This is a genomic window from Alterinioella nitratireducens, assembly GCF_013155465.1.
In the GTDB taxonomy this organism is placed as follows: Bacteria; Pseudomonadota; Alphaproteobacteria; order Rhodobacterales; family Rhodobacteraceae; genus Alterinioella; species Alterinioella nitratireducens.
Window position 1 is genome coordinate 1 of sequence record NZ_JABJVX010000007.1, and the last position, 19892, is coordinate 19892.

The following is a 19892-nucleotide window of genomic DNA, read 5'->3' on the forward strand; positions in this document are numbered from 1 at the left end:
GATCTCGCGCCGAAGCCGATCATTCTCTTTGGCGAGGCTCAAATCTTCTTTCGACACGACATCAGTGTCTCGATGCGCCGTGATCCACTTGTTAAGTGTCGACATGCCGACACCGAGATCATCAGCCACCTGCTTGCGCGTCAGTCCACTGGTCAGGGCAATCCGCACCGCATCTTGCCGGAATTCGTCCGTCCGTTTCAGTCCCATAGTCAGTCTCCTTTGTTGCAGTAAATGCTATCAAAGGAGCGGCATCAAACCGTGACAGGTCCACTCCGGATACCTCTAGGCCCTGGCACGCGATGACCGGAGTTGGGGCGGCGATGATCCGCCGGGGGTGGTATACTTCTACGCCCCCGGGCGCCACGGTGAAAACGCCGAGACGTTCCTGACCGGGTTCGACGGGACACTGCAACTCGACGGATATACGGGCTACAACCGGCTGACCAAACCGTCCCGCAAGGGTGGCGAGCCGATCGTTGTCGCGCATTGCTGGGCGCATGCGCGCCGCAAGCTCAAGGAAATCTTCGATCGCGACGGTTCCGAGATCGCCGCCGAGGGCCTGCGCCGGATCGCCGAAATCTACGCCATCGAAAAGGACATTCGCGGCACTTCCCCCGGACAGCGCCTGTCGGCCCGTCGGGCACGATCCGCCCTTCTGGTCGCAGCCTTCGGCACCTGGCTGCAAGCACAGCGCCTGCGCATCTCGGCCAAATCGCGCCTCGGCGAAAAGCTCGCCTACATCCACCGTCACTGGGACGGATTGCAGACCTTCCTGACTGACGGCCGCGTCGAGATCGACTCCAACAAGGTCGAGAATTGGGTCAGGCCGATCGCTCTGAACAGAAAAAACGCGTTGTTCGCGGGCCATGACGAGGGCGGCAAGGCATGGGGCCGCATCGCATCGCTGATCGAGACCGCAAAGATCAACGGCGTCGAACCCTTCGCCTATCTGAAATCCACGCTCGAAGCTATCGCTGCGGGCCATCCGCGACATCGCATCGACGAGTTGCTTCCTTGGAACCTTCAGCCATCAAGCTGAAATCCCGGTGCCATTCAGCCGCCGCTTACGATCAAGCTGTCCCATGCCCGGATCAAGCGGGAGCACGTCAACGTCCCCGATTCGCGGCCCGCGATACTGGTGAGAGACATATCCTGTTGCCGAAACCGGTTTCGGAGCCGAATGTATGATTCGGAGGAGGAAAATCGTGGCATTATCGAAGGGCCAGTCGAAAGGGCGGTATCGCGTGACGATCAACGATCTGTCGCGGGAACTGGGCCTGACCAAGGGCACCGTCAGTCGGGCGCTGAACGGCTATGACGACATCTCCGAGTCGACGCGCACGCGGGTGGCGCGCGCCGCCGAACGGATGGGATACCGTCCGTTGGCACAGGCGCAGGCGATCCGGACCGGCATGGCCCGGGCATTGGGACTGGTGCTGAACGCAGGGCCGGACAACACCCACAAACCCTTCCTGACCGATTTCCTCGACGGCATCTCGCGGGCCGCGTCGGAAGAAGGCTGGTCGCTCAGCATCGCCACCGCTTTGGATGAGCAGGACGAGGTCGCCACCATCGCGCGGCTGGTGGCCGAGCATAAGGTCGATGGTTTCATCCTGCCGCGCACGCGCGTCTCGGACCCGCGCATCGACCTGTTGCGCGACCTGGAGGTTCCCTTCGTGCTCTACGGGCGGACCGGCGACACCGAGGGCTGTGCCTGGCATGACATCAGCGGCGAGGATGCGATGCGCGACGCGGTCCTGCGCCTGCACGGGTTGGGCCATGTCCGGATCGGGTTCGTCAACGGGGATAGCGGCTTCAACTACGCGCCGCTGCGCCGCGACGGATACCTGGCCGGGCTTGCCGAGGCCGGGTTGCCGCATGACCCCGACCTGGTGCGCTCGGGCGCGATCACGCCGCAACAGGGCATGGCGCGGGGGGCCGAACTGCTGGACCTGCCCAACCCGCCGACGGCCATCGTCTGCGCCCTGGACCGGGCGGCGCTTGGCGTCTATCGCGCGGCCGAGGCGCGCGGGCTGCGGATCGGCCGCGACCTGTCGGTCATCGCCTATGACGGCATTCCCGAGGCCGCGACCGCGACCCCGCCACTGACCACCTTTGCCGTTGATACCCGCGCCGCCGGGGCCCGCCTGGCCAAGCTGCTTTTCGCGCGCATTCGCGGCGCCGACCTGAACCATCTGCGCGAGGTCGTTCCCGCGCATCTGATCGCGCGCGGCTCGGACGGGCCGCCACCCAATACCGAACCGGGACCGGCAAGAAACACCGGCCCCACACCACCAACACAAAAGGGAGAGACTTGATGACAATGATGACCACAGGCACACGGGCGCTGCTGCTGGCAGCGGCATCGACGCTGGCGCTGAGCGCCGGGGCGGGGGCCGAAACGATCCGCTTCTGGACCACCGAGGAACAGCCCGAGCGGCTGGCGGTGCAGGAGGCGATGGCCGCCGATTTCACCGAGGAGACCGGTATCGAGGTCGAGGTGATCCCGGTCACCGAAAGCGATCTGGGCACCCGCGCTACCGCAGCCTTTGCCGCGGGCGACCTGCCGGACGTGATCTATCACACGCTGCAATACGCGCTGCCCTGGGCCGAGGCCGGTATCCTGGACACCGATGCCGCGACCGACGTGATCGAGAACCTGGGCGCGGAAACCTTCGCCTCGGGCGCGCTGGAAATGGCGAGCTTTGCGGGTGGCTATGCCTCGGTTCCGGTCGATGGCTGGACCCAGATGCTCGTCTATCGCGCCGACCTCTTCGCCGAGGCCGGGCTGGAGCCGCCGAACAGCTACGAGAACGTGCTGGCCGCGATCGAAGCGCTGCACAACCCGCCCGAGATGTACGGCTTCGTCGCCGCCACCAAGGTCGATGAGAACTTCATGAGCCAGGTGCTGGAGCATGTCTTCCTGGCCAATGGCGTCAGCCCCGTCGGTCCGGACGGCCTGCAAGAGCTGGATGTCGAGGCCACCACCGAGGTGCTGGAGTTTTACCGCGCCATCACCGAGGCCAGCCCCGAGGGTGAGCTCTACTGGCAGCAGAGCCGCGAGCTCTACTTTGCCGGACGTGCCGCGATGATCATCTGGTCGCCCTTCATCCTGGACGAGCTGGCCGGCCTTCGCGACAGCGCCCCGCCCACCATCAACGATGATCCCACCACCCGCGACCTGGCCGCGGCCACCGGTATCGTGACCACTTTCTCGGGCCCGTCGAACCCGGACGGGGCGGCCTGGGGCGACATGCGCTATTTCGGGATCACGGCGGATGCCGATACCGATGCCGCCATGCAGTTCGTCGAATACTCGATGAACGAGGGCTACACCGCGACGCTGTCGATCGCGCCCGAGGGCAAGTTCCCGGTCCGTCGCGGCACCGCCGAGGATCCCGACATGTTCACCGAAGCCTGGGCGGGCCTCGATGTCGGTGTCGACCGCCGCGCGCCCCTGAGCGACCTCTATGCCCAGGAGATGATCGACGAGATCGTCGGCGGCCTGGACGTGGCACAGCGTTGGGGCGTCGAGGACGGGCAGCTGGCGCTGGCCAGCCGCATCATCAACAGCCAGATCATCAACCGTCTGGTGCGCGAATACATGGACGGCGTCCGCGACGCCGAGGCCACGGTCGCGCTGATGAACGAGGAACTGGCCAGCATCGAGTAGGCCAAGGCGTTTCAGGTTCTGACGAAAACTGCGGATCGGTTTTCGCGTTCGGCCCTGAAAGGGGCGAGGCAGAGAAAACCGATTCAGCCCGAACCTGAAACGATCCAGGCCATGATCTCGCGGTCCCGGCCCCTTGTTGCGGGCCGGGACCGCACCCCGCCATCCTCTTTCGTAGGAGACTTCGCCGATGACTGCTGCCACCCCTCCCAAGGGCAGGGGCCCGCTTGCGCGCCGCGAGGCGCGACTGGCCTGGGGCCTGCTGCTGCCGACACTGACCGCCGTGATGCTGGTCGTGATCCTGCCGCTGCTGGCGATCTTCTGGATCAGCGTCAAGCCAGTCGAACTGTCCGACCTGCGCGCGCCCGCCCCGGTCGCCAACGAACAGATGCGCGGCCGTCCCGCAGAGGCGGGCGACGAGGCAAGCTGGCGCTTCCGGCTGCGCAATTCCTCGCCCGAGGCGCTGATCACCGGCGTGACGCTGCGCGATGTGGTGCCCGACGGCTTCGAGATCGCCGAGCTGGACCCGCGCTGCACCATCGAGGGCGAAATCCTCGCCTGTGACCTTGGCGATTTCGAGGGCGGCGCGCGCGAGACCATCGAGATCCCCGGCATCGTGACCCAGGCCTATTTCGACAACGATGTCGATGTGGACGCGACCGAGCCCGCCCTGACTGGCGACGCCGACTTCGTGCTGACCAATTTCGAGTTCACCTGGGAAAACTTCGCCCTGCTGTTCGACAGCCGCGATTTCTGGACCGTGATCGGCGCGACCCTGTTCTACACCGTTTTCGGCACCATCGGCGCGCTGGTGGTGGGCCTGTTCGCGGCGCTGCTCTTGAACCGCGAGTTTCGCGGCCAGGGCCTGATGCGCGGCTTCTACCTCTTTCCCTATGTCGCTCCGGTGATCGCGGTGGCGTTTTCCTGGGTGATCCTGTTCGACCCGTTCTCGGGCTCTGTCAATGCGCTCCTGGTCCAGATGGGCGTCAGCGACAGCGCGATCAATTTCTTCGGCGAGCGGCCCCTGGCGCTGATCATGGTGACGGTGTTCGAGATCTGGCGCTATTTCCCGCTGAGCTTCCTGTTCATCCTGGCGCGGATGCAGTCGATCGACACCGACATGTACGAGGCCGCCGACATGGATGGGGCCTCGCCGTTCCAGAAGTTCCGCTATCTCAGCCTGCCGCAGCTGATGGGGATCCTGTCGGTCCTGTTCCTGCTGCGCTTCATCTGGACCTTCAACAAGTTCGACGACATCTTCCTGCTGACCGGCGGCAATGCGGGGACGCGGACGTTGACGGTCAATGTCTACGAGCAGGCTTTCGCGCTGTCCAATATCGGCGCGGGCGCGGCGGTGGCCGTGGTCATCATGCTGGCGCTTCTGTGTTTCTCCTGGCTGTTCTTCCGCTTCATGTCACAGGAGGAGGGGCTATGAGGATCCCATGTTTCGTCGCCTTCGGCGCCGACCCGTGCGAGGGGCCAGCCCCTCGCGCTCCCCGAGGTATTTTCAGCAAAATGAAGGAGGATCGGTGATGGCTGGCTTGCGTCAGGGACGGGTGATCGGCCCGCAGATCGCGGTTCTCTGGGCCTATGTGATCGCGCTCAGCGTGTCGGTGCTGCTGTCGTTCACCACCGGGGCCGCGTTCCGGCCCGGCGTGATCGGCGCGCTTCTGATCGGCGTTGCGGTGGGGCTGGCCGCGGTGCAGGGGCTGCGCGGATGGGCCCTGGCGGGGCTGGCGGTGGCGCTGGCCATCGCGCTTGGCTTCACGCCTGTCGGCGTGATCCGCTTCGGCGACGGGACCGGCGCGGGGCTGAAACTGCTGGCGGGGGGGCTCTTTGGCCTCTCCCTGGGGCTGCCGCTGTCATGGATGATGGCGGGCTGTCCGGCGGGGGCGCTGACCCGGCACGAATTCGAGGAGGCCGAGATCCGGTTCCTCACCGGGTTCGGCTATATCTTCTTCACCGCCATCGTCGCGATCCCGTTCTACGTGATGGTGATGACCAGCCTGAAAAGCCAGGGCGAGCTGATCGCCAACCCGCTGGATTTCACCATCGACCTGAGCCAGGGCTGGGGCCTCTTCCGCTCCTATGTGGAGCTGTTCCGCGACTTCAACTTCGGCAGCTACCTATGGACCAGCTTCTATGTCTCGGTCCTGACCGTGCTGATCACGCTGGCCTTTTCGATCCCCGGCGCCTACGCCATCGCGCGGCTCAAGTTTCGCGGCCAGAAGCCGATGAGCCGGTCGATCCTGCTGATCTACATGGTGCCGATGATCGTTCTGGCGCTGCCGATCTATATCGCCTTCTCCATGCTGGGGCTGCGGAACTCGATCCTGGGCATCGTGATGATCTACCCGGTCACCACCATTCCGGTCTCGCTCTACATGTTGCAGGGCTATTTCCGGGGCCTGCCCGCCGAGATCGAGGAGGCGGGGCTGATGGACGGGCTGAGCCGGCTGAAGGTGATCTGGAAGATCACCCTGCCGCTGAGCCTGCCGGCGCTGGCCTCGGTCAGCCTCTATGTCTTCATGATCGCCTGGAACGAGTTCCTGCTGGCCTTCATGCTGCTCGACGATCCGTCGCGTTTCACGCTGACGCGGGGGGTCGCGATGCTGAACTCATCGGAAGTGCCGCGCCAGCACCTGATGGCGGGCGCCGTCATCGCCACGGTGCCGGTGATGGCGCTGTTCCTCGGACTCGAAAAATTCATGACCCGCGGCCTGACCGCCGGGTCGGTCAAAGGATGACGCAAATGCAGACCCTGACGGATACCCGCGTCGACGCCCTCGATTCCGAGGCCCGCCGCATTCTTCGCCTGAACGACCGGGGCGGCTATACCGTGCCGACCGACGGGCTTTACCCCTACCAGTGGAACTGGGACAGCGCCTTTGCCGCGCTCGGCTTTGCCGCGTTCGATGTCGATCGGGCCTGGACCGAGCTGGAGACGCTGATGGCGGGCCAGTGGCAGAACGGCATGCTGCCGCATATCCAGTTCCACCAGGAGGATGCGGGCTATTTCCCCGGCCCCGGGGTCTGGGGCACCGAGGGCGCGCCGGGCAAGGGGGCGGGGCGGGTCGCCTCGTCGGGGATCACGCAACCGCCGGTGGCCGCGAGCTTTGCGCTGCGCACCTACGCCAAGGACGGCGCGACGGGGCAGGACCGGTTGCGGGCGCTGTTCCCGAGGCTGATGAAGCTGCACCGCTGGTTCATGGAGAGCCGCGCCGAAAGCGGGGCCATCGCCATCGTCCACCCCTGGGAATCGGGGCGCGATAATGCCCCCGACTGGGACAGCGCCATGGCCGCCTTCGAGCCCGAGGGGGTCGAGCCCTACACGCGGCGCGATACCGGTCATGTCGATCCCAGGATGCGCCCGACCAAGGCCGATTACGACCGCTATATCTGGCTGGTCCAGTTCGGCCGCGACACCGATTGGGACGACGCCGCCTTTGCCGAACGCAGCCCCTTCCGCGTGGCAGACCCGACCATGACCTTTACCCTGATGCGGGCCAGCCGCGACCTGGTCGGGATCGCCCGCATCCTGGACGAACCCACGGAGGAGATCGAGGGCTGGATCACCCGGCTGGAGGCCGGGGCCGAGACGCTGTGGAACGAGAAGACCGGCTGTTACGACAGCCGCAACCTGCGCACCGGAGAGCTGAGCGGCTGCGTCTCGAACGCGTCCTTTCTGGGCTGGTGGGGCGGCCTGCGGCAGGGCCAACCTACCGAGACGCTGCACCGGGTGCTGGCCGATGCCCGCTACGCGGTGCCCAGTTTCGACCCGGCGGACCCCAGGTTCGACAGCCTGCGCTACTGGCGTGGCCCGGTCTGGGGGGTGATGAACATGATGGTCTCGACGGGCCTGCACGAGGCCGGACTGACCGACGAGGCCGAGCGCATCCGGCGCGACACCGTGGCATTGATCGACCAGAACGGCTTTGCCGAATATTTCGACCCGCAGGACGGCACACCCGCCGGTGGCGGAACCTTCACCTGGACGGCCGCCATCTGGCTTGGATGGGCCTCCCCCACGGCACAGGAGCGTTGAGACATGGGCGCGATCACACTGAACGCAATCGAGAAATGGTTTGGCGACGTGCAGGTCATCAAGGGCGTCGACCTTGAGATCGAGAAGGGGGAGTTCATCATCTTCGTCGGCCCGTCGGGCTGTGGCAAGTCCACCCTTTTGCGGATGATCGCGGGGCTGGAGGAAATCAGCCGCGGCAGCCTGGTCATCGACACCCGCGAGGTCACCGCCGAACCGCCCGCCAAGCGCGGCCTGGCGATGGTGTTCCAGTCCTACGCGCTCTACCCGCATATGTCAGTGCGGGACAATATGGGCTTTTCGCTGCTGACGGCGGGCGCACCCAAACCCGAGATCAGGGAAAAGGTCGATGCGGCGGCGCAGGCGCTGCGGCTAGAGGAGTATCTGGATCGTCGCCCCAAGGACCTGTCCGGCGGGCAACGCCAGCGGGTCGCGATCGGGCGGTCGATCGTGCGCGACCCCACCGCGTTCCTGTTCGACGAGCCGCTGTCGAACCTCGATGCCGCCCTGCGCGTCGAGATGCGCCACGAGATCGCCAAGCTGCACGAGCAACTGACCGCGACGATGATCTATGTCACCCATGACCAGGTCGAGGCGATGACGCTGGCCGACCGCATCGTGGTGCTGAACGCAGGCCGGATCGAGCAGGTCGGCACACCAAGGCAGCTCTACGAACATCCCGCCAACCTCTTCGTGGCGCAATTTATCGGCAGCCCCAAGATGAACGTGTTGCCCTGCACCGTGTCGGACGGCCAATTCAGCCTTCAGGGCGGGCGCGGCGGGGCGGCACCGGGCGCGGACGGCGCGGTGCATCTGGGGATCCGGCCCGAGGTGATCAGCATTGTCGAACCGGGCGACGGGCAGCTTGACGGGCGTATCGACCTGGTCGAGTACCTGGGCGCGGATACCTACCTGATCGTCGATTGCGGCGCGGTGGGATCGCTGATCGTGCGCGCCAGCGGCGAGAGCGAGGCCAGGGTCGGCGACCGATTGGGGCTGGAATTCGCGCCTGACAAGCTGCATTTCTTCGACACTGACGGGGTGGCGCTGGCCTGAACCCGGTGCAAACAGGGGATTGATATGAAACGCTCGCACGTCAACCGTATCCTGACCGAGGCGGAGGGGATGATCCGAAGCCACGGCTTTGCCCTGCCGCCTTTCGCAGCCTGGACGCCGGAGGAGATGATCGCCAACAAGACCGCCGCGCGCGCCCTGATCGAGGCGCGCTGCGGATGGGACGTGACCGATTACGGCGGCGGCGATTTCGACGCTTTGGGCCTGGCCCTCTTCACCCTGCGCAATGGCCGACTGGCCGACCTGCAACGCGGCGGCGGCATGTGTTACGCGGAAAAGCTGCTGATCTCGAAACAGGACCAGGTCGCGCCGATGCACACGCATGTGATCAAGGCCGAGGACATCATCAACCGCGGCGGCGCGACCCTGATCGTGGAGCTTTACGGGTCCGACGATGACGGAAACTATGCCGAGGATCGCGGCGGCACCGTGCTGCGCGACGGCATCGCCTATGACTTCGCCCCCGGCGAACGACTTGCCTTCGCGCCGGGCGAAAGCGTCACCCTCATGCCGGGCGACTGGCACGCCTTCTGGGGCGAGGGCGGCGACGTGCTGATCGGAGAGGTCTCGACCGTCAATGACGACGAGACCGACAATATCTTTCGCGATCCGGTGGGCCGGTTTTCCACCATCGAGGAGGATGAGGCCCCCATCCACCTGCTGGTCAGCGATTACGCGACATGGCTGACAGCATGATGAATGACGCCGGGGCGGTGGGTCTGACGGCAACCGGAACCCGCAGAACGGGAACGCCGTGATGACCGACCCGGCCCTGGACCCGCGCGCGTTCCTGACCGGGCTGTTCCGCTCTGCCGTGGATGCCGCAGACCCGATGCAGGTCGTCGCCGCGCAGTTGCCGCCGCGCCCGTCGGGTCGCCTTCTGGTGATCGGGGCGGGCAAGGCCAGCGCGCGCATGGCCGAGGCGGTCGAGGCTGAATACGGACCCTGCGAGGGCCTCGTCCTGGTGCGCTACGGCTATGCGCGGCCCTGCGAGGGGATCGAGATCGTCGAGGCCGCGCATCCGGTGCCGGACGCTGCGGGGGAGGCCGCGACCGCGCGGCTGCTGGATCTGGTGAGGGGGCTCACGGCAGATGACCTGGTGATTGCGCTGATTTCCGGCGGCGGCTCATCGCTGCTCTGCGCGCCGGTCGAGGGGCTGACGCTGGCCGACAAGCAGGATCTCAACACCGCGCTGCTGGCCTCGGGCGCGCCCATCTCGGCGATGAACCGGCTGCGAAAGGCCGCCTCCCGCGTCAAGGGCGGGCGTCTCGCGGCGGCCTGTGCCCCGGCGCGGGTGCTGAGCCTCATCATTTCCGACGTTCCGGGCGACGCGCCCTCCGAGATCGCGTCCGGCCCCACGGTCGGCGACCCGGATGCGGACGGGCCGGGTGTGGCCGAGATACTCGGCCGTCACCGCATCGACGTGCCGACCCATCTGCGGCGCGCGCTGCTGGAGGGTGCCGCACCGCTCAAAGCCTCGGATCCCCGGCTTGCCCATGCCGATGCACAGGTGATCGCGGCCCCGCGCCAGTCTCTGGACGCGGCCGCGGGCCTGGCCCGCGCCGCCGGAGTCACAGTGCGCCAGCTAGGCGACGCGCTTGAGGGGGAAGCCCGCGATCTGGCCACGGCACAGGCCGCCGAGGCAATCGACATCGCCGCCGCTCTGGCGCCCGGGGATGCGCCCGTGCTGCTCCTCTCGGGGGGGGAATGCACCGTGACGCGGCGCGGCGACGGGGTCGGCGGGCCCAATGCCGAGTTCGCGCTGGCGGCCATTATCGCGCTGGCTGGCCACCCGCGCATTCACCTGATCGCTTGCGATACCGACGGCGTTGACGGCGCGGCCGAGGTCGCGGGGGCCTATGCGGGCCCCGAGACGCTCACCCACGCTGCTGCGGTTGGATGCGACCCGGGCCTTGCGCTCGATACCAACGATGCCCACGCGTTTTTTGCAGCGACCGGCGGTCAGATCGTCACCGGCCCGACGCTGACCAATGTCAACGATTTCCGCGCCGTGCTGATCCTGCCGCCCGAAATGGCGACAGGGGCCGGGTGATCAGCGAACGCCGCATGCGCGATGGCCCGCCCGCCCGTTCAAGTCGCCCCTAGCTGGCGGCAGTGACGCCGTTCGACGCAGGATAGAGCCACGCGGTTGAACCGATCTCGACCTCTTCATAGAGGTCGATGATATGCGCCATCACCATCCGCACGCAGCCGGAACTGGCGCGGCTGCCGATGGACCAGGGCTGCGGCGTGCCGTGAATGCGCAGATAGGTGTCGCGGTTGCCGACATAGAGATAGAGCGCGCGCGAGCCCAACGGGTTGGTCGGGCCACCGGGAACGCCATCGGCATATTGCTCATACTCTTCCGGGTTGCGGCGGATCATGTTGGCGGTCGGCGTCCAGGAGGGCCAGCGCGCCTTGCGCGCGATGGTGTAGGTGCCGGGCTCATAGAGGTCACCGCGCCCGATGGCGACGCCATAGCGCATCGCGGTGCCGCCCTCGCGGATATGGTAGAGGTAGCGCGCCACTGCATCGACATGAATATCGCCCGGTGTCAGACCCGGATTGGCCTCGACCAGCCGGGGCAGGAACCGCTCGTGAATGCCCCAGGGGTTCGACGTCGCAGGGTCATAGCCAAGGGGCGTCACCTGTGCGTCCCAGGCATCCCAATTGGACGGCTGAGCAAAGGCGGGCATGGCGATGGGTGCCGAAAACATCGCGGCACTGGTCATGATGAAATGGCGTCTCTTAAGCATTAGTGATTCTCCAGTCACATCGGAAATGGCGGCGTTCAGGATAGCACATACATGGGCAACGGCACGACCGCCCGAAAGGTTGGGTCACAAAGCCGTGTGAATCCGCCTATGCGGCAGGATGTCGCCCGCCGCTGGCGCGCGTGATTTCGTCCGCCGCAGCCCTGACCACCTTGCCGATAGCGCCGGTTCTGTCGCCGGTGAAGCGGTCCGAGGGCCCCGAGACCGAGACGCCCGCGCAGGGCTGCCCGGACTGGTCGTAGATCGCGGCCCCGATACAGGACATGCCGTCATAGCGTTCGGCGTGATCATAGGACCAGCCGCGCACGCGGGTCTGGCCAAGGTCGGCTTCCAGCGCGGCGCGGTCGGACAGCGTGTGATCGGTATGACGTGGCAGGTCTTCATCGCGGAAGAACCGTTGCAGCCGATCCTCGGGCCAGGCCGCCAGGATCGCCTTGCCGGTGCCCGAGGCGTGCATCTTGGCGCGGCTACCGGGCGGAAAGAAGGCGCGGATCGGGTTTTCCGTCTCGACCTGGCCGACAAAGACCACATGCGCGCCGTCCGGCACAGCCAGGTTCGCGGTCTCGCCGGTCTCGCGCATCAGGCGGCGCAGCACGGGCTGGCCGACCTCGATCACGCTGTTGCGTTTCAGGTAGGTCGCCCCGGCGCGATAGGCCCCGATGCCGATCATCCATTCCTGCCGTTCCTCGTCGAACCCGACGTAGCCGTGTTTCTGCAAGGTGGTCAGGATGCGGTGCGTGGTGGCGGTGGGAATATCCAGCGCCTGCGCCAGGTCGGTCAGGGACGAACGGTCGGTGCCCGCCACCGCCGTCAGCACGCTCAAGGCGCGGTCAAGCGCCTGCATGGTGCCCGCCGAGCTTTCCTTGAACTGCGATTTGGGGCGCCCGCGCGGGCGGCGCTGATTCTGCATGGTGGCGGCCTCCTGATCCGGCTTCGTAGTTTTTCCCTGACAAAATGAGAAATGGAAAAATATTCAAAACCAATGTCTTGCTATTTTCCTGCCATAAATGAAAAAACATTTCAAGAAAATTGCACGGGCCCGCCGGATCGCCGATATTGGCCCCAATCAGGAGGAAACCCCCATGCCCAACCAGAACCCGCTCTTCATTCCCGGTCCGACCAATATCCCCGATCGCCTGCGCCACGCCATGAACGTGCAGACCCAGGACCACCGCGCGCCGGATTTCGTCAAGACCTTCGCGCCGGTGCTGGAGAAGACCAAGACCGTCTTCGCCACCCGTGATGGCCAGATCATCACCTTCCCCGCCTCGGGCACCGGCGGCTGGGAGGCCTGCATCACCAACACGCTGTCGCCCGGCGACACCGTGCTGGTCGCGCGCTATGGGATGTTCAGCCACCGCTGGATCGACATGTGCCAGCGGCATGGGCTGGACGTGCAGATCATCGAATGTCCCTGGGGCTCGGGCGCGCCCGCCGACAAGTTCGAAGAGGCGCTGAAGGCCGATACGGACCACAAGATCAAGGCCGTCCTCGTCACCCATAACGAGACCGCGACCGGCGTGAAATCCGACATTGCCGCTGTGCGCGGCGCGATGGATGCCGCCGGCCACCCCGCGATGCTCTTCGTCGATTGCGTCTCGTCGCTTGGCTCGATGGAGTTCCAGTTCGATAATTGGGGCGTCGATATCGCTGTTTCCGGCAGCCAGAAGGGCTTCATGCTGGCCACCGGCATGGCGATCCTCTGCGTCAGCCCCAAGGCGCTGGCCGCGATCGAGACCGCGACCCTGCCGCGCACTTTCTTCGACTTCCGCGACATGATGAAGGCCAATGCCTCGGGCGGCTTCCCCTACACGCCGCCGCTGAACCTGATCTATGGCATGGCCGAGGCGCTGAAGATGCTGGAGGAGGAAGGGCTGGAGAACGTTTATGCCCGCCACCACCGCCTGGCCGAGGGCGTCCGCAAGGCCGTCGCTGCCTGGGGCCTGAGGCTGGTCGCGCAATCGCCGGACCTCTATTCCGATAGCGTCAGCGCCATCTATGTTCCGGAAGGTTTTGACAGCAACAAGCTGGTCGCGCGCGCCTTCGACGCCTATGGTGTGTCCTTCGGCATCGGGCTGGGCGAGATGAACGGCAAGGCGTTCCGCATCGGCCACCTTGGCAGCCTGACCGATGTCATGGTCCTGTCGGGCCTGGCCACCATTGAAATGGCCATGGCCGATCTGGACTATCCGATCGCCCTGGGCTCGGGCGTCGCGGCGGCGCAGGAATATTTCCGCACCACCCGCGCCGACACCCTGAAAGCGGCAGCATAAGGATCTACCTGGATGTATATCCCCACCTATGAGGACATGCTGGAGGCGCATGAGCGCATCAAGCCGCATATCCGGCAGACGCCGGTGCGCGAGTCCGACTATCTGAACCAGCTGACCGGCGCCAAGCTGTTCTTCAAATGCGAGAACTTCCAGGAGCCGGGGGCCTTCAAGGTTCGCGGCGCCTCGAACGCGGTGTTCGGGCTGGATGAGGAGCAGGCCAAACTGGGCGTCGCGACCCATTCCAGCGGCAACCATGCCTCGTGCCTGTCCTATGCCGCGATGAAGCGGGGCATCCCCTGCAATGTCGTCATGCCGAAGACCGCGCCGCAGGCCAAGAAGGACACCGTCGCGCGTTACGGCGGCAAGATTACCGAATGCGAGCCCTCGACCACCAGCCGAGAGGAGACATTCGCCAAGGTGCAGGCCGAAACGGGGGGCGATTTCGTCCACCCCTATAACGATCCGCGCGTCATCGCGGGCCAGGGGACATGTGCCAGGGAACTGGTCGAACAGACCGGCGGCCTCGATATGGTCGTGGCCCCCATCGGCGGCGGCGGCATGATCTCGGGCACCTGCCTGACGCTTGCCACGCTGGCCCCCGAAACGCAGGTCATCGCGGCGGAACCCGAACAGGCCGACGACGCCTATCGCAGCTTCAAGGCGGGGCATATCATCGCCGATGACGCGCCCAAGACGGTGGCCGACGGCCTGCTGGTGCCGCTCAAGGATCTGACCTGGCATTTCGTGTCAAACCATGTGACCGAGATCTATACCGCCTCGGATGCCGAGATCATCGACGCCATGAAACTGATCTGGAAACATGTCCGCGTGGTGGCCGAGGCCAGCAGCGCCGTGCCGCTGGCGATCATCCTCAAGAACAAGGATGCCTTTGCCGGCAAACGTGTGGGCGTGATCCTGACCGGCGGCAATGTGGATCTGGACAAACTGCCGTGGATGGCGGGCTGACCCCCGCCTGACAAGAATTTGCGAAGGGCGGGCTCCCCCCGCCGCCCCTGAAAGGAGCACCAAGATGAACAAGCAAGCAAACCTCGACGATTTCGAAGTCGGCTACGACATCCCTGCCCATATCGGCATGGATGAGGCCGACATCCAGACGCCTGCCCTGATCCTCGACCTCGACGCGCTGGAGCGGAACATCAAGAAGATGGGCGACTATGCCAAGGCACACGGCATGCGTCACCGCGCGCATGGCAAGATGCACAAATCCGTCGATGTGCTGAAACTGCAAATGGACCTGGGCGGGGCCATCGGCGTCTGCTGCCAGAAGGTCAGCGAGGCCGAGGTTTTCGCCCGCGCGGGCATCCAGGAAATCCTTGTCTCCAACCAGGTCCGCGACCCTGCCAAGATCGACCGCCTGGCGCAATTGCCCAGGATCAGCGGCGGCGAGATCATCGTCTGCGTCGATGACGTGGCCAATGTCTCCGACCTGTCGCAGGCGGCGGGCAAGCACGGCACCAACCTCGGCGTCTTTATCGAGATCGACTGCGGCGCGGGCCGTTGTGGCGTGACCACCACCGAGGCAGTCGTGGAAATCGCCAAGGCCGTGCAAGGCGCCGAGAACCTGACCTATCGCGGCATCCAGGCCTATCAGGGCGCGATGCAGCACATGGACAGTTTCGAGGATCGCCAGGCCAAGCTGGACGCCGCCATCGCGCAGGTGAAAGACGCGGTGGACGCGCTGAAAGCCGAAGGGATCGAGACCGACCTGGTGTCTGGCGGCGGCACCGGCTCCTACTATTTCGAGAGCAATTCGGGCGTTTATAACGAGCTTCAGTGCGGCTCCTACGCCTTCATGGATGCCGATTACGGCCGTATCCTGGACGCCGATGGAAACCGCATCGACGCGGGCGAATGGGAAAACGCCTTCTTCATCCTGACCAGCGTGATGAGCCACGCGAAGGCCGACAAGGCCATCGTCGATGCGGGCCTCAAGGCGCAATCCGTCGATAGCGGCCTGCCGGTGATCTACGGGCGTGACGACGTGGAATACGTCAAATGCTCGGATGAACACGGCGTCGTCGCTGACTCCAAGGGCGTGCTCAAGGTCAATGACAAGCTCAAGCTGATCCCCGGCCATTGCGACCCCACCGCCAATGTCCATGACTGGTATGTCGGTGTGCGGAACGGCAAGGTGGAAACACTCTGGCCCGTCTCGGCACGCGGCAAGGCCTATTGATCATTGGCGGCGCGCGGGAAATTGCGCGCGCCACACACGACATCGGGTGCGTGCCTCGCGCGCACCCTTTTTCATGAAGGATTGCAGACATGATCATCGTTCCCGAACGTGAAATCCCCGCCCTGCTGACGCGCGAAGCCTCCTACAAGGCGGTGTCGGATGTCTTCGCCGCCATGGCCTCGGGCGATGCCTACAACTTCCCCGTGGTGCGCGAGGCCATCGGCCATGAGGATGCGCTCTACGGCTTCAAGGGCGGTTTCGACCGCGTGGGCAGCACGCTTGGCCTCAAGGCGGGCGGCTACTGGCCGGGCAACCTGGAGAAACACGGCGTCATCAACCACCAGTCCACCGTGTTCCTGTTCGACCCCGATACCGGCATGGTCCGCGCCATGGTCGGCGGCAATTTCTCGACCGCGCTGCGCACCGCCGCCGCCTCCTCGGTCTCGATCAACCACCTGGCGCGCAAGGACGCGAAGGTCATGGGCATGGTCGGCGCGGGTCATCAGGCGAAGTTCCAGTTGCGCGCGGCGCTGGAGCAGCGCGGTTTCGAAAAGGTGATCGGCTGGAACTACCACCCCGAGATGCTGTCGAACCTGGAGGAGGTCGCGTCCGAGGCGGGGTTGCCTTTCGAGGCGGTGGAGCTTGAGGGGTTGCAGGAGGCCGACGTGATCATCTCGATCACCTCCAGCTTCGATCCGATCCTGTTGGAAAATCACGTCAGCCCCGGCACGCATATCGCCTGCATGGGCACCGATACGAAGGGCAAGCAGGAGGCCAGCGCCGAGCTGGTCGCCAAGGCGACGCTCTTCACCGACGAGGTGGCGCAATCCGTCTCCATCGGCGAATGCCAGCACGCGATTGCCAAGGGGCTGATCAAGGAGGGCGACATTTCCCAGATCGGCGCGGTGATCAACGGCGCCCATCCGGGGCGGTCCTCGGACGACGAGATCACCCTATTCGACGGCACCGGCGTCGGCCTTCAGGATCTCGCGGTCTCCGCCGCGCTGGTCGATCTGGCCATCGAGAAGGGCGTCGCCATCGAGGTCGATCTCTGAACATCTCCGGCAGGTCGGTCCCGCAGTCCGGCCTGTCGGTTTTCCCAAGCGGATCGCGCGCGAATCCGCTATCCCGGCGCTGACACCTCTCCGGGAAAGCGCAGGCCCATGTTCCTTTCGATCTTCGACATCTTCAAAATCGGCATCGGCCCGTCCTCGTCGCACACGATGGGGCCGATGACGGCGGCGGCGTCCTTTCTGGACGCGCTGCGCACCGGCCTGCGTGAACCCGGCGCGGGCGAGGTGGCGCATGTCACCTGTTCGCTGCACGGCTCGCTCTCCTTCACCGGCAAGGGCCACGCCACCGACCGCGCGGTGATGCTTGGGCTTTGCGGGTTCGAGCCCGCCACCATCGACCCCGACCGCGCGGAACAGGCCGAGGCCGCCCTGCACCGCGACAAGGTGATCCACCCGGACGGCCTGCCGCCCCTCAAATTCGACCCCGCCGCCGATCTGATCTTCGATTACGGCCCGCCCCTGCCCGGTCACGCCAATGGCATGGTGCTGCGCGGTTTCGACGCCGCCGGACGCCTGTTCATGGAGGAGACCTATTATTCCGTCGGCGGCGGCTTCGTGATGACGGCGGCAGAGCTGGATGCGCAGAAGAACGGCGGCCCGAAGGAATTTCACGCCGAGAAGGAGGCGCAGGGCTATCCCTATCCCTTCGGCTCCGCGAACGAGATGCTGGCCATGGGCCGCGCCTCGGGCAAGAGTGTCGCGCAGATGAAATGGGCCAATGAGGAGGCCAACGCGCCGCGCGCTGAAATCAAGGCGCGGATGGATGCGATCTGGCAGACGATGGATGACTGCATCGACCGAGGCTTGCGGATGGAGGGCACTCTGCCCGGCGGGTTGTCAGTCAAGCGCCGCGCCAAGGCGATCCACCGGCAATTGCTGAACGAACGCGGGACCAACCAGGCGCAGCCGCACACGATCAACGACTGGATGAGCGTCTACGCCATGGCCGTGAACGAGGAGAACGCGGCCGGCGGCAAGGTCGTGACCTCGCCCACCAACGGGGCCGCGGGCGTGGTGCCTGCCGTGCTGCGCTACTACCGCGACCACTGCATCGGCGCGACCGAGGAGGGACGGCGCAATTTTCTGATGACGGCGGCGGCAATCGGTGGGCTGATCAAGCACAATGCCTCGATCTCTGGCGCTGAAGTGGGCTGCCAGGGCGAGGTCGGATCGGCCAGCGCGATGGCGGCGGCCGGGCTCTGCGCCGCACTTGGCGGCACCAATGAACAGGTGGAAAACGCCGCCGAAATAGCGCTGGAACATCACCTCGGCATGACCTGCGACCCGGCGGCGGGGCTGGTGCAGGTGCCGTGTATCGAACGCAACGGGCTTGGCGCGATCAAGGCGGTCAGCGCCGCGTCGCTCGCGCTGCGCGGGGACGGCACCCATTTCATGCCGCTCGACAATTGCGTCGAGGCGATGCGCCAGACCGGCCTGGACATGAGCGACAATTACAAGGAAACCAGCCGGGGTGGGCTGGCGGTCAACCTGCCGAATTGTTGAGGGGTGCGGCCCATCGACGGGCCGCAAATGCGCCCGGTCGACCGGGCGCGCACGCTTCACTCCGACTGCGCCTCCACCTCGTCCAGGTAGCGCGTGATCAGCTCTTTCGCCTTCTCGTCGGTGACATTATGCTCACTGATCCGGTTGCGCTTGAGCATGTGCCGCAGCTTGCCGGTCTTGCCCGCAGACACGGCCCAGTCGATCCCCTCGATCAATTGCCCCGAGGCCGATTTCGCGCGCAGCCATTGCCCCAGATAGGCGGTGTCCGTGGGCGCCTTTTCGCACCAGACCCTCTCGAAGGTCATCATGATGAACTCCTGCACCGCCGGTTGCAGATGCCGCCGGTCGGGCTTGAAGGGATAGGTGAAGACATCCGTGACGATCTCGTAGGAGGGCCAGTAGAACAGATACCCCTCATCCTTGAACTCGCGCATCACCTCGTCGATGGCGACCCGCAGCACCGCCTTCGAGACGGAATTGGCGCTGATGCAGCTTTCCTCGCGGAAGGTCGTGACCAGCGGGATCGGCGACAGGGTCAGGATGATCCTGGCATCCGGGCGATGCTTGCGGATCAGCCGGTAGATCTCGCGCAGGTTGTCGCGGTTTTCCTCGACGGTCGAGACCCGGAACTTGTGCCGCTCGGGGTCGTATTTGCCCTTGGGCAGGGTGCGCCAGAAGACGCCGCCGGTCGGCTCGTCATACCAGATTTCCGAAAGGCCCAAAGTCAGGATGAAGACATCCGTGTCGTTGAACAGGCGCAGCGTCTCCTGCCGCACGTCCTCGTCATAGCCGAACTCCTCGGCCTTGTAGCCATGCCAGAGCGGCGCGTCGAAGCTCTTGCCCTCGAAGGCCCATTCGAATTGCTGAAGGATGACGAAGCTGTTGACCATGCCTTCGCCGCAACTGACGACATAGGCGTTGGATTCCTTGTTGCGGGTCAGCACGTTGTAGTGGCGCGAGGCCAGCCAGTCCGAGATATAGGCCGCAAAGCACGAACCGAAGGCCGTGACCTTGGTGGTCTCGTTGATCGACGGCGCGTCCGGCGTCCAGCCTTTCAGCACGTAGTCCAGAACCGCCGTTTCCGGCATCATCTGCATCGCCTTGGGGGGCCTGCTGCCGGTGCCGCCGCGAAACCATGTGCGATGGGTTTTGCCCTTGCGGGAGGATTCGATCCCCTCCACCCGGTCAGCCGCCTTCGTAATGGACACCTCGTCCAGGATCTTGTTCATCTGCCTGCCTCTCTCGGTCCGAATTTTCTTCGGTTATCCCGGCAGTTTAGCAGGAAA

General features: G+C 65.3%; 17 protein-coding genes and 1 pseudogene. 14 read left to right on the plus strand and 4 right to left on the minus strand.

Annotation, left to right across the window (positions count from 1 at the left end):
- Positions 1-207 (minus strand): transposase (locus tag HNS34_RS12385; protein ID WP_172320395.1); only part of this gene is annotated, 207 nt, incomplete at its 3' end.
- 79 nt (positions 208-286) lie between these two features.
- On the opposite strand from HNS34_RS12385, the pseudogene tnpC reads away from it, so the two are divergent.
- The 9 genes and pseudogenes from tnpC to HNS34_RS12430 all read left to right on the plus strand — a co-directional run.
- Positions 287-1039, plus strand: a pseudogene (gene tnpC / locus HNS34_RS12390) (IS66 family transposase); the annotation flags it as partial.
- A 166-nt stretch (positions 1040-1205) separates the two neighbouring features.
- The gene (locus HNS34_RS12395; RefSeq protein ID WP_328700523.1) at positions 1206-2318 is read left to right on the plus strand and encodes a LacI family DNA-binding transcriptional regulator; all 1113 of its coding nucleotides are present in this window, start codon (positions 1206-1208) and stop codon (positions 2316-2318) included.
- Positions 2319-2326: 8 nt separating this feature from the next.
- On the plus strand, positions 2327-3673 hold the full coding sequence (locus HNS34_RS12400; protein WP_172320618.1) for an ABC transporter substrate-binding protein: 1347 nt from the start codon (positions 2327-2329) through the stop codon (positions 3671-3673).
- 187 nt (positions 3674-3860) lie between these two features.
- Positions 3861-5105: a sugar ABC transporter permease gene (locus HNS34_RS12405; protein WP_172320397.1), complete on the plus strand. Its 1245-nt coding sequence runs from the start codon at positions 3861-3863 to the stop codon at positions 5103-5105.
- Positions 5106-5202: 97 nt separating this feature from the next.
- Entirely contained in the window at positions 5203-6417 is a 1215-nt protein-coding gene (locus tag HNS34_RS12410) for a carbohydrate ABC transporter permease (RefSeq protein ID WP_172320398.1), read from the plus strand.
- 5 nt (positions 6418-6422) lie between these two features.
- The gene (locus HNS34_RS12415) at positions 6423-7715 is read left to right on the plus strand and encodes an MGH1-like glycoside hydrolase domain-containing protein (protein ID WP_235952719.1); all 1293 of its coding nucleotides are present in this window, start codon (positions 6423-6425) and stop codon (positions 7713-7715) included.
- Positions 7716-7718: 3 nt separating this feature from the next.
- Positions 7719-8768 carry an ABC transporter ATP-binding protein gene (locus HNS34_RS12420; protein ID WP_172320400.1) on the plus strand — a complete coding sequence of 350 codons (1050 nt, stop codon included), beginning with the start codon at positions 7719-7721 and terminating at the stop codon, positions 8766-8768.
- Positions 8769-8792: 24 nt separating this feature from the next.
- Positions 8793-9482, plus strand: a complete 690-nt coding sequence (locus HNS34_RS12425) for a D-lyxose/D-mannose family sugar isomerase (protein WP_172320401.1) — start codon at positions 8793-8795, stop codon at positions 9480-9482.
- Between the two features lie 61 nt (positions 9483-9543).
- Positions 9544-10839 carry a glycerate kinase type-2 family protein gene (locus HNS34_RS12430; protein WP_172320402.1) on the plus strand — a complete coding sequence of 432 codons (1296 nt, stop codon included), beginning with the start codon at positions 9544-9546 and terminating at the stop codon, positions 10837-10839.
- A 49-nt stretch (positions 10840-10888) separates the two neighbouring features.
- On the opposite strand, the gene HNS34_RS12435 is transcribed toward HNS34_RS12430, so the two are convergent.
- On the minus strand, positions 10889-11542 hold the full coding sequence (locus HNS34_RS12435) for a L,D-transpeptidase (RefSeq protein ID WP_172320403.1): 654 nt from the start codon (positions 11540-11542) through the stop codon (positions 10889-10891).
- A 106-nt stretch (positions 11543-11648) separates the two neighbouring features.
- Positions 11649-12470, minus strand: coding sequence for an IclR family transcriptional regulator (locus HNS34_RS12440; RefSeq protein ID WP_172320404.1), 822 nt, complete (start codon positions 12468-12470; stop codon positions 11649-11651).
- A gap of 172 nt (positions 12471-12642) precedes the next feature.
- Here HNS34_RS12440 and bhcA point away from each other — a divergent pair, with 172 nt between their 5' ends.
- The 5 genes from bhcA (at position 12643) to HNS34_RS12465 (ending at position 18606) form a co-directional block, all read left to right on the plus strand.
- Complete coding sequence (gene bhcA, locus HNS34_RS12445) at positions 12643-13833, plus strand: L-aspartate--glyoxylate aminotransferase BhcA (RefSeq protein ID WP_172320619.1); 1191 nt, start codon at positions 12643-12645, stop codon at positions 13831-13833.
- 12 nt (positions 13834-13845) lie between these two features.
- Positions 13846-14799, plus strand: a complete 954-nt coding sequence (gene bhcB, locus HNS34_RS12450; RefSeq protein WP_172320405.1) for a beta-hydroxyaspartate dehydratase BhcB — start codon at positions 13846-13848, stop codon at positions 14797-14799.
- Between the two features lie 64 nt (positions 14800-14863).
- The gene (bhcC, locus tag HNS34_RS12455; protein ID WP_172320406.1) at positions 14864-16030 is read left to right on the plus strand and encodes a 3-hydroxy-D-aspartate aldolase BhcC; all 1167 of its coding nucleotides are present in this window, start codon (positions 14864-14866) and stop codon (positions 16028-16030) included.
- Between the two features lie 89 nt (positions 16031-16119).
- Positions 16120-17085, plus strand: coding sequence for an iminosuccinate reductase BhcD (gene bhcD / locus HNS34_RS12460; protein WP_172320407.1), 966 nt, complete (start codon positions 16120-16122; stop codon positions 17083-17085).
- A gap of 108 nt (positions 17086-17193) precedes the next feature.
- The gene (locus HNS34_RS12465; RefSeq protein ID WP_172320408.1) at positions 17194-18606 is read left to right on the plus strand and encodes an L-serine ammonia-lyase; all 1413 of its coding nucleotides are present in this window, start codon (positions 17194-17196) and stop codon (positions 18604-18606) included.
- Positions 18607-18662: 56 nt separating this feature from the next.
- Here the strand turns inward: HNS34_RS12465 and HNS34_RS12470 are convergent, their stop codons facing one another.
- Positions 18663-19835: a GSCFA domain-containing protein gene (locus tag HNS34_RS12470; RefSeq protein WP_172320409.1), complete on the minus strand. Its 1173-nt coding sequence runs from the start codon at positions 19833-19835 to the stop codon at positions 18663-18665.
- Positions 19836-19892 lie beyond the last annotated feature (57 nt).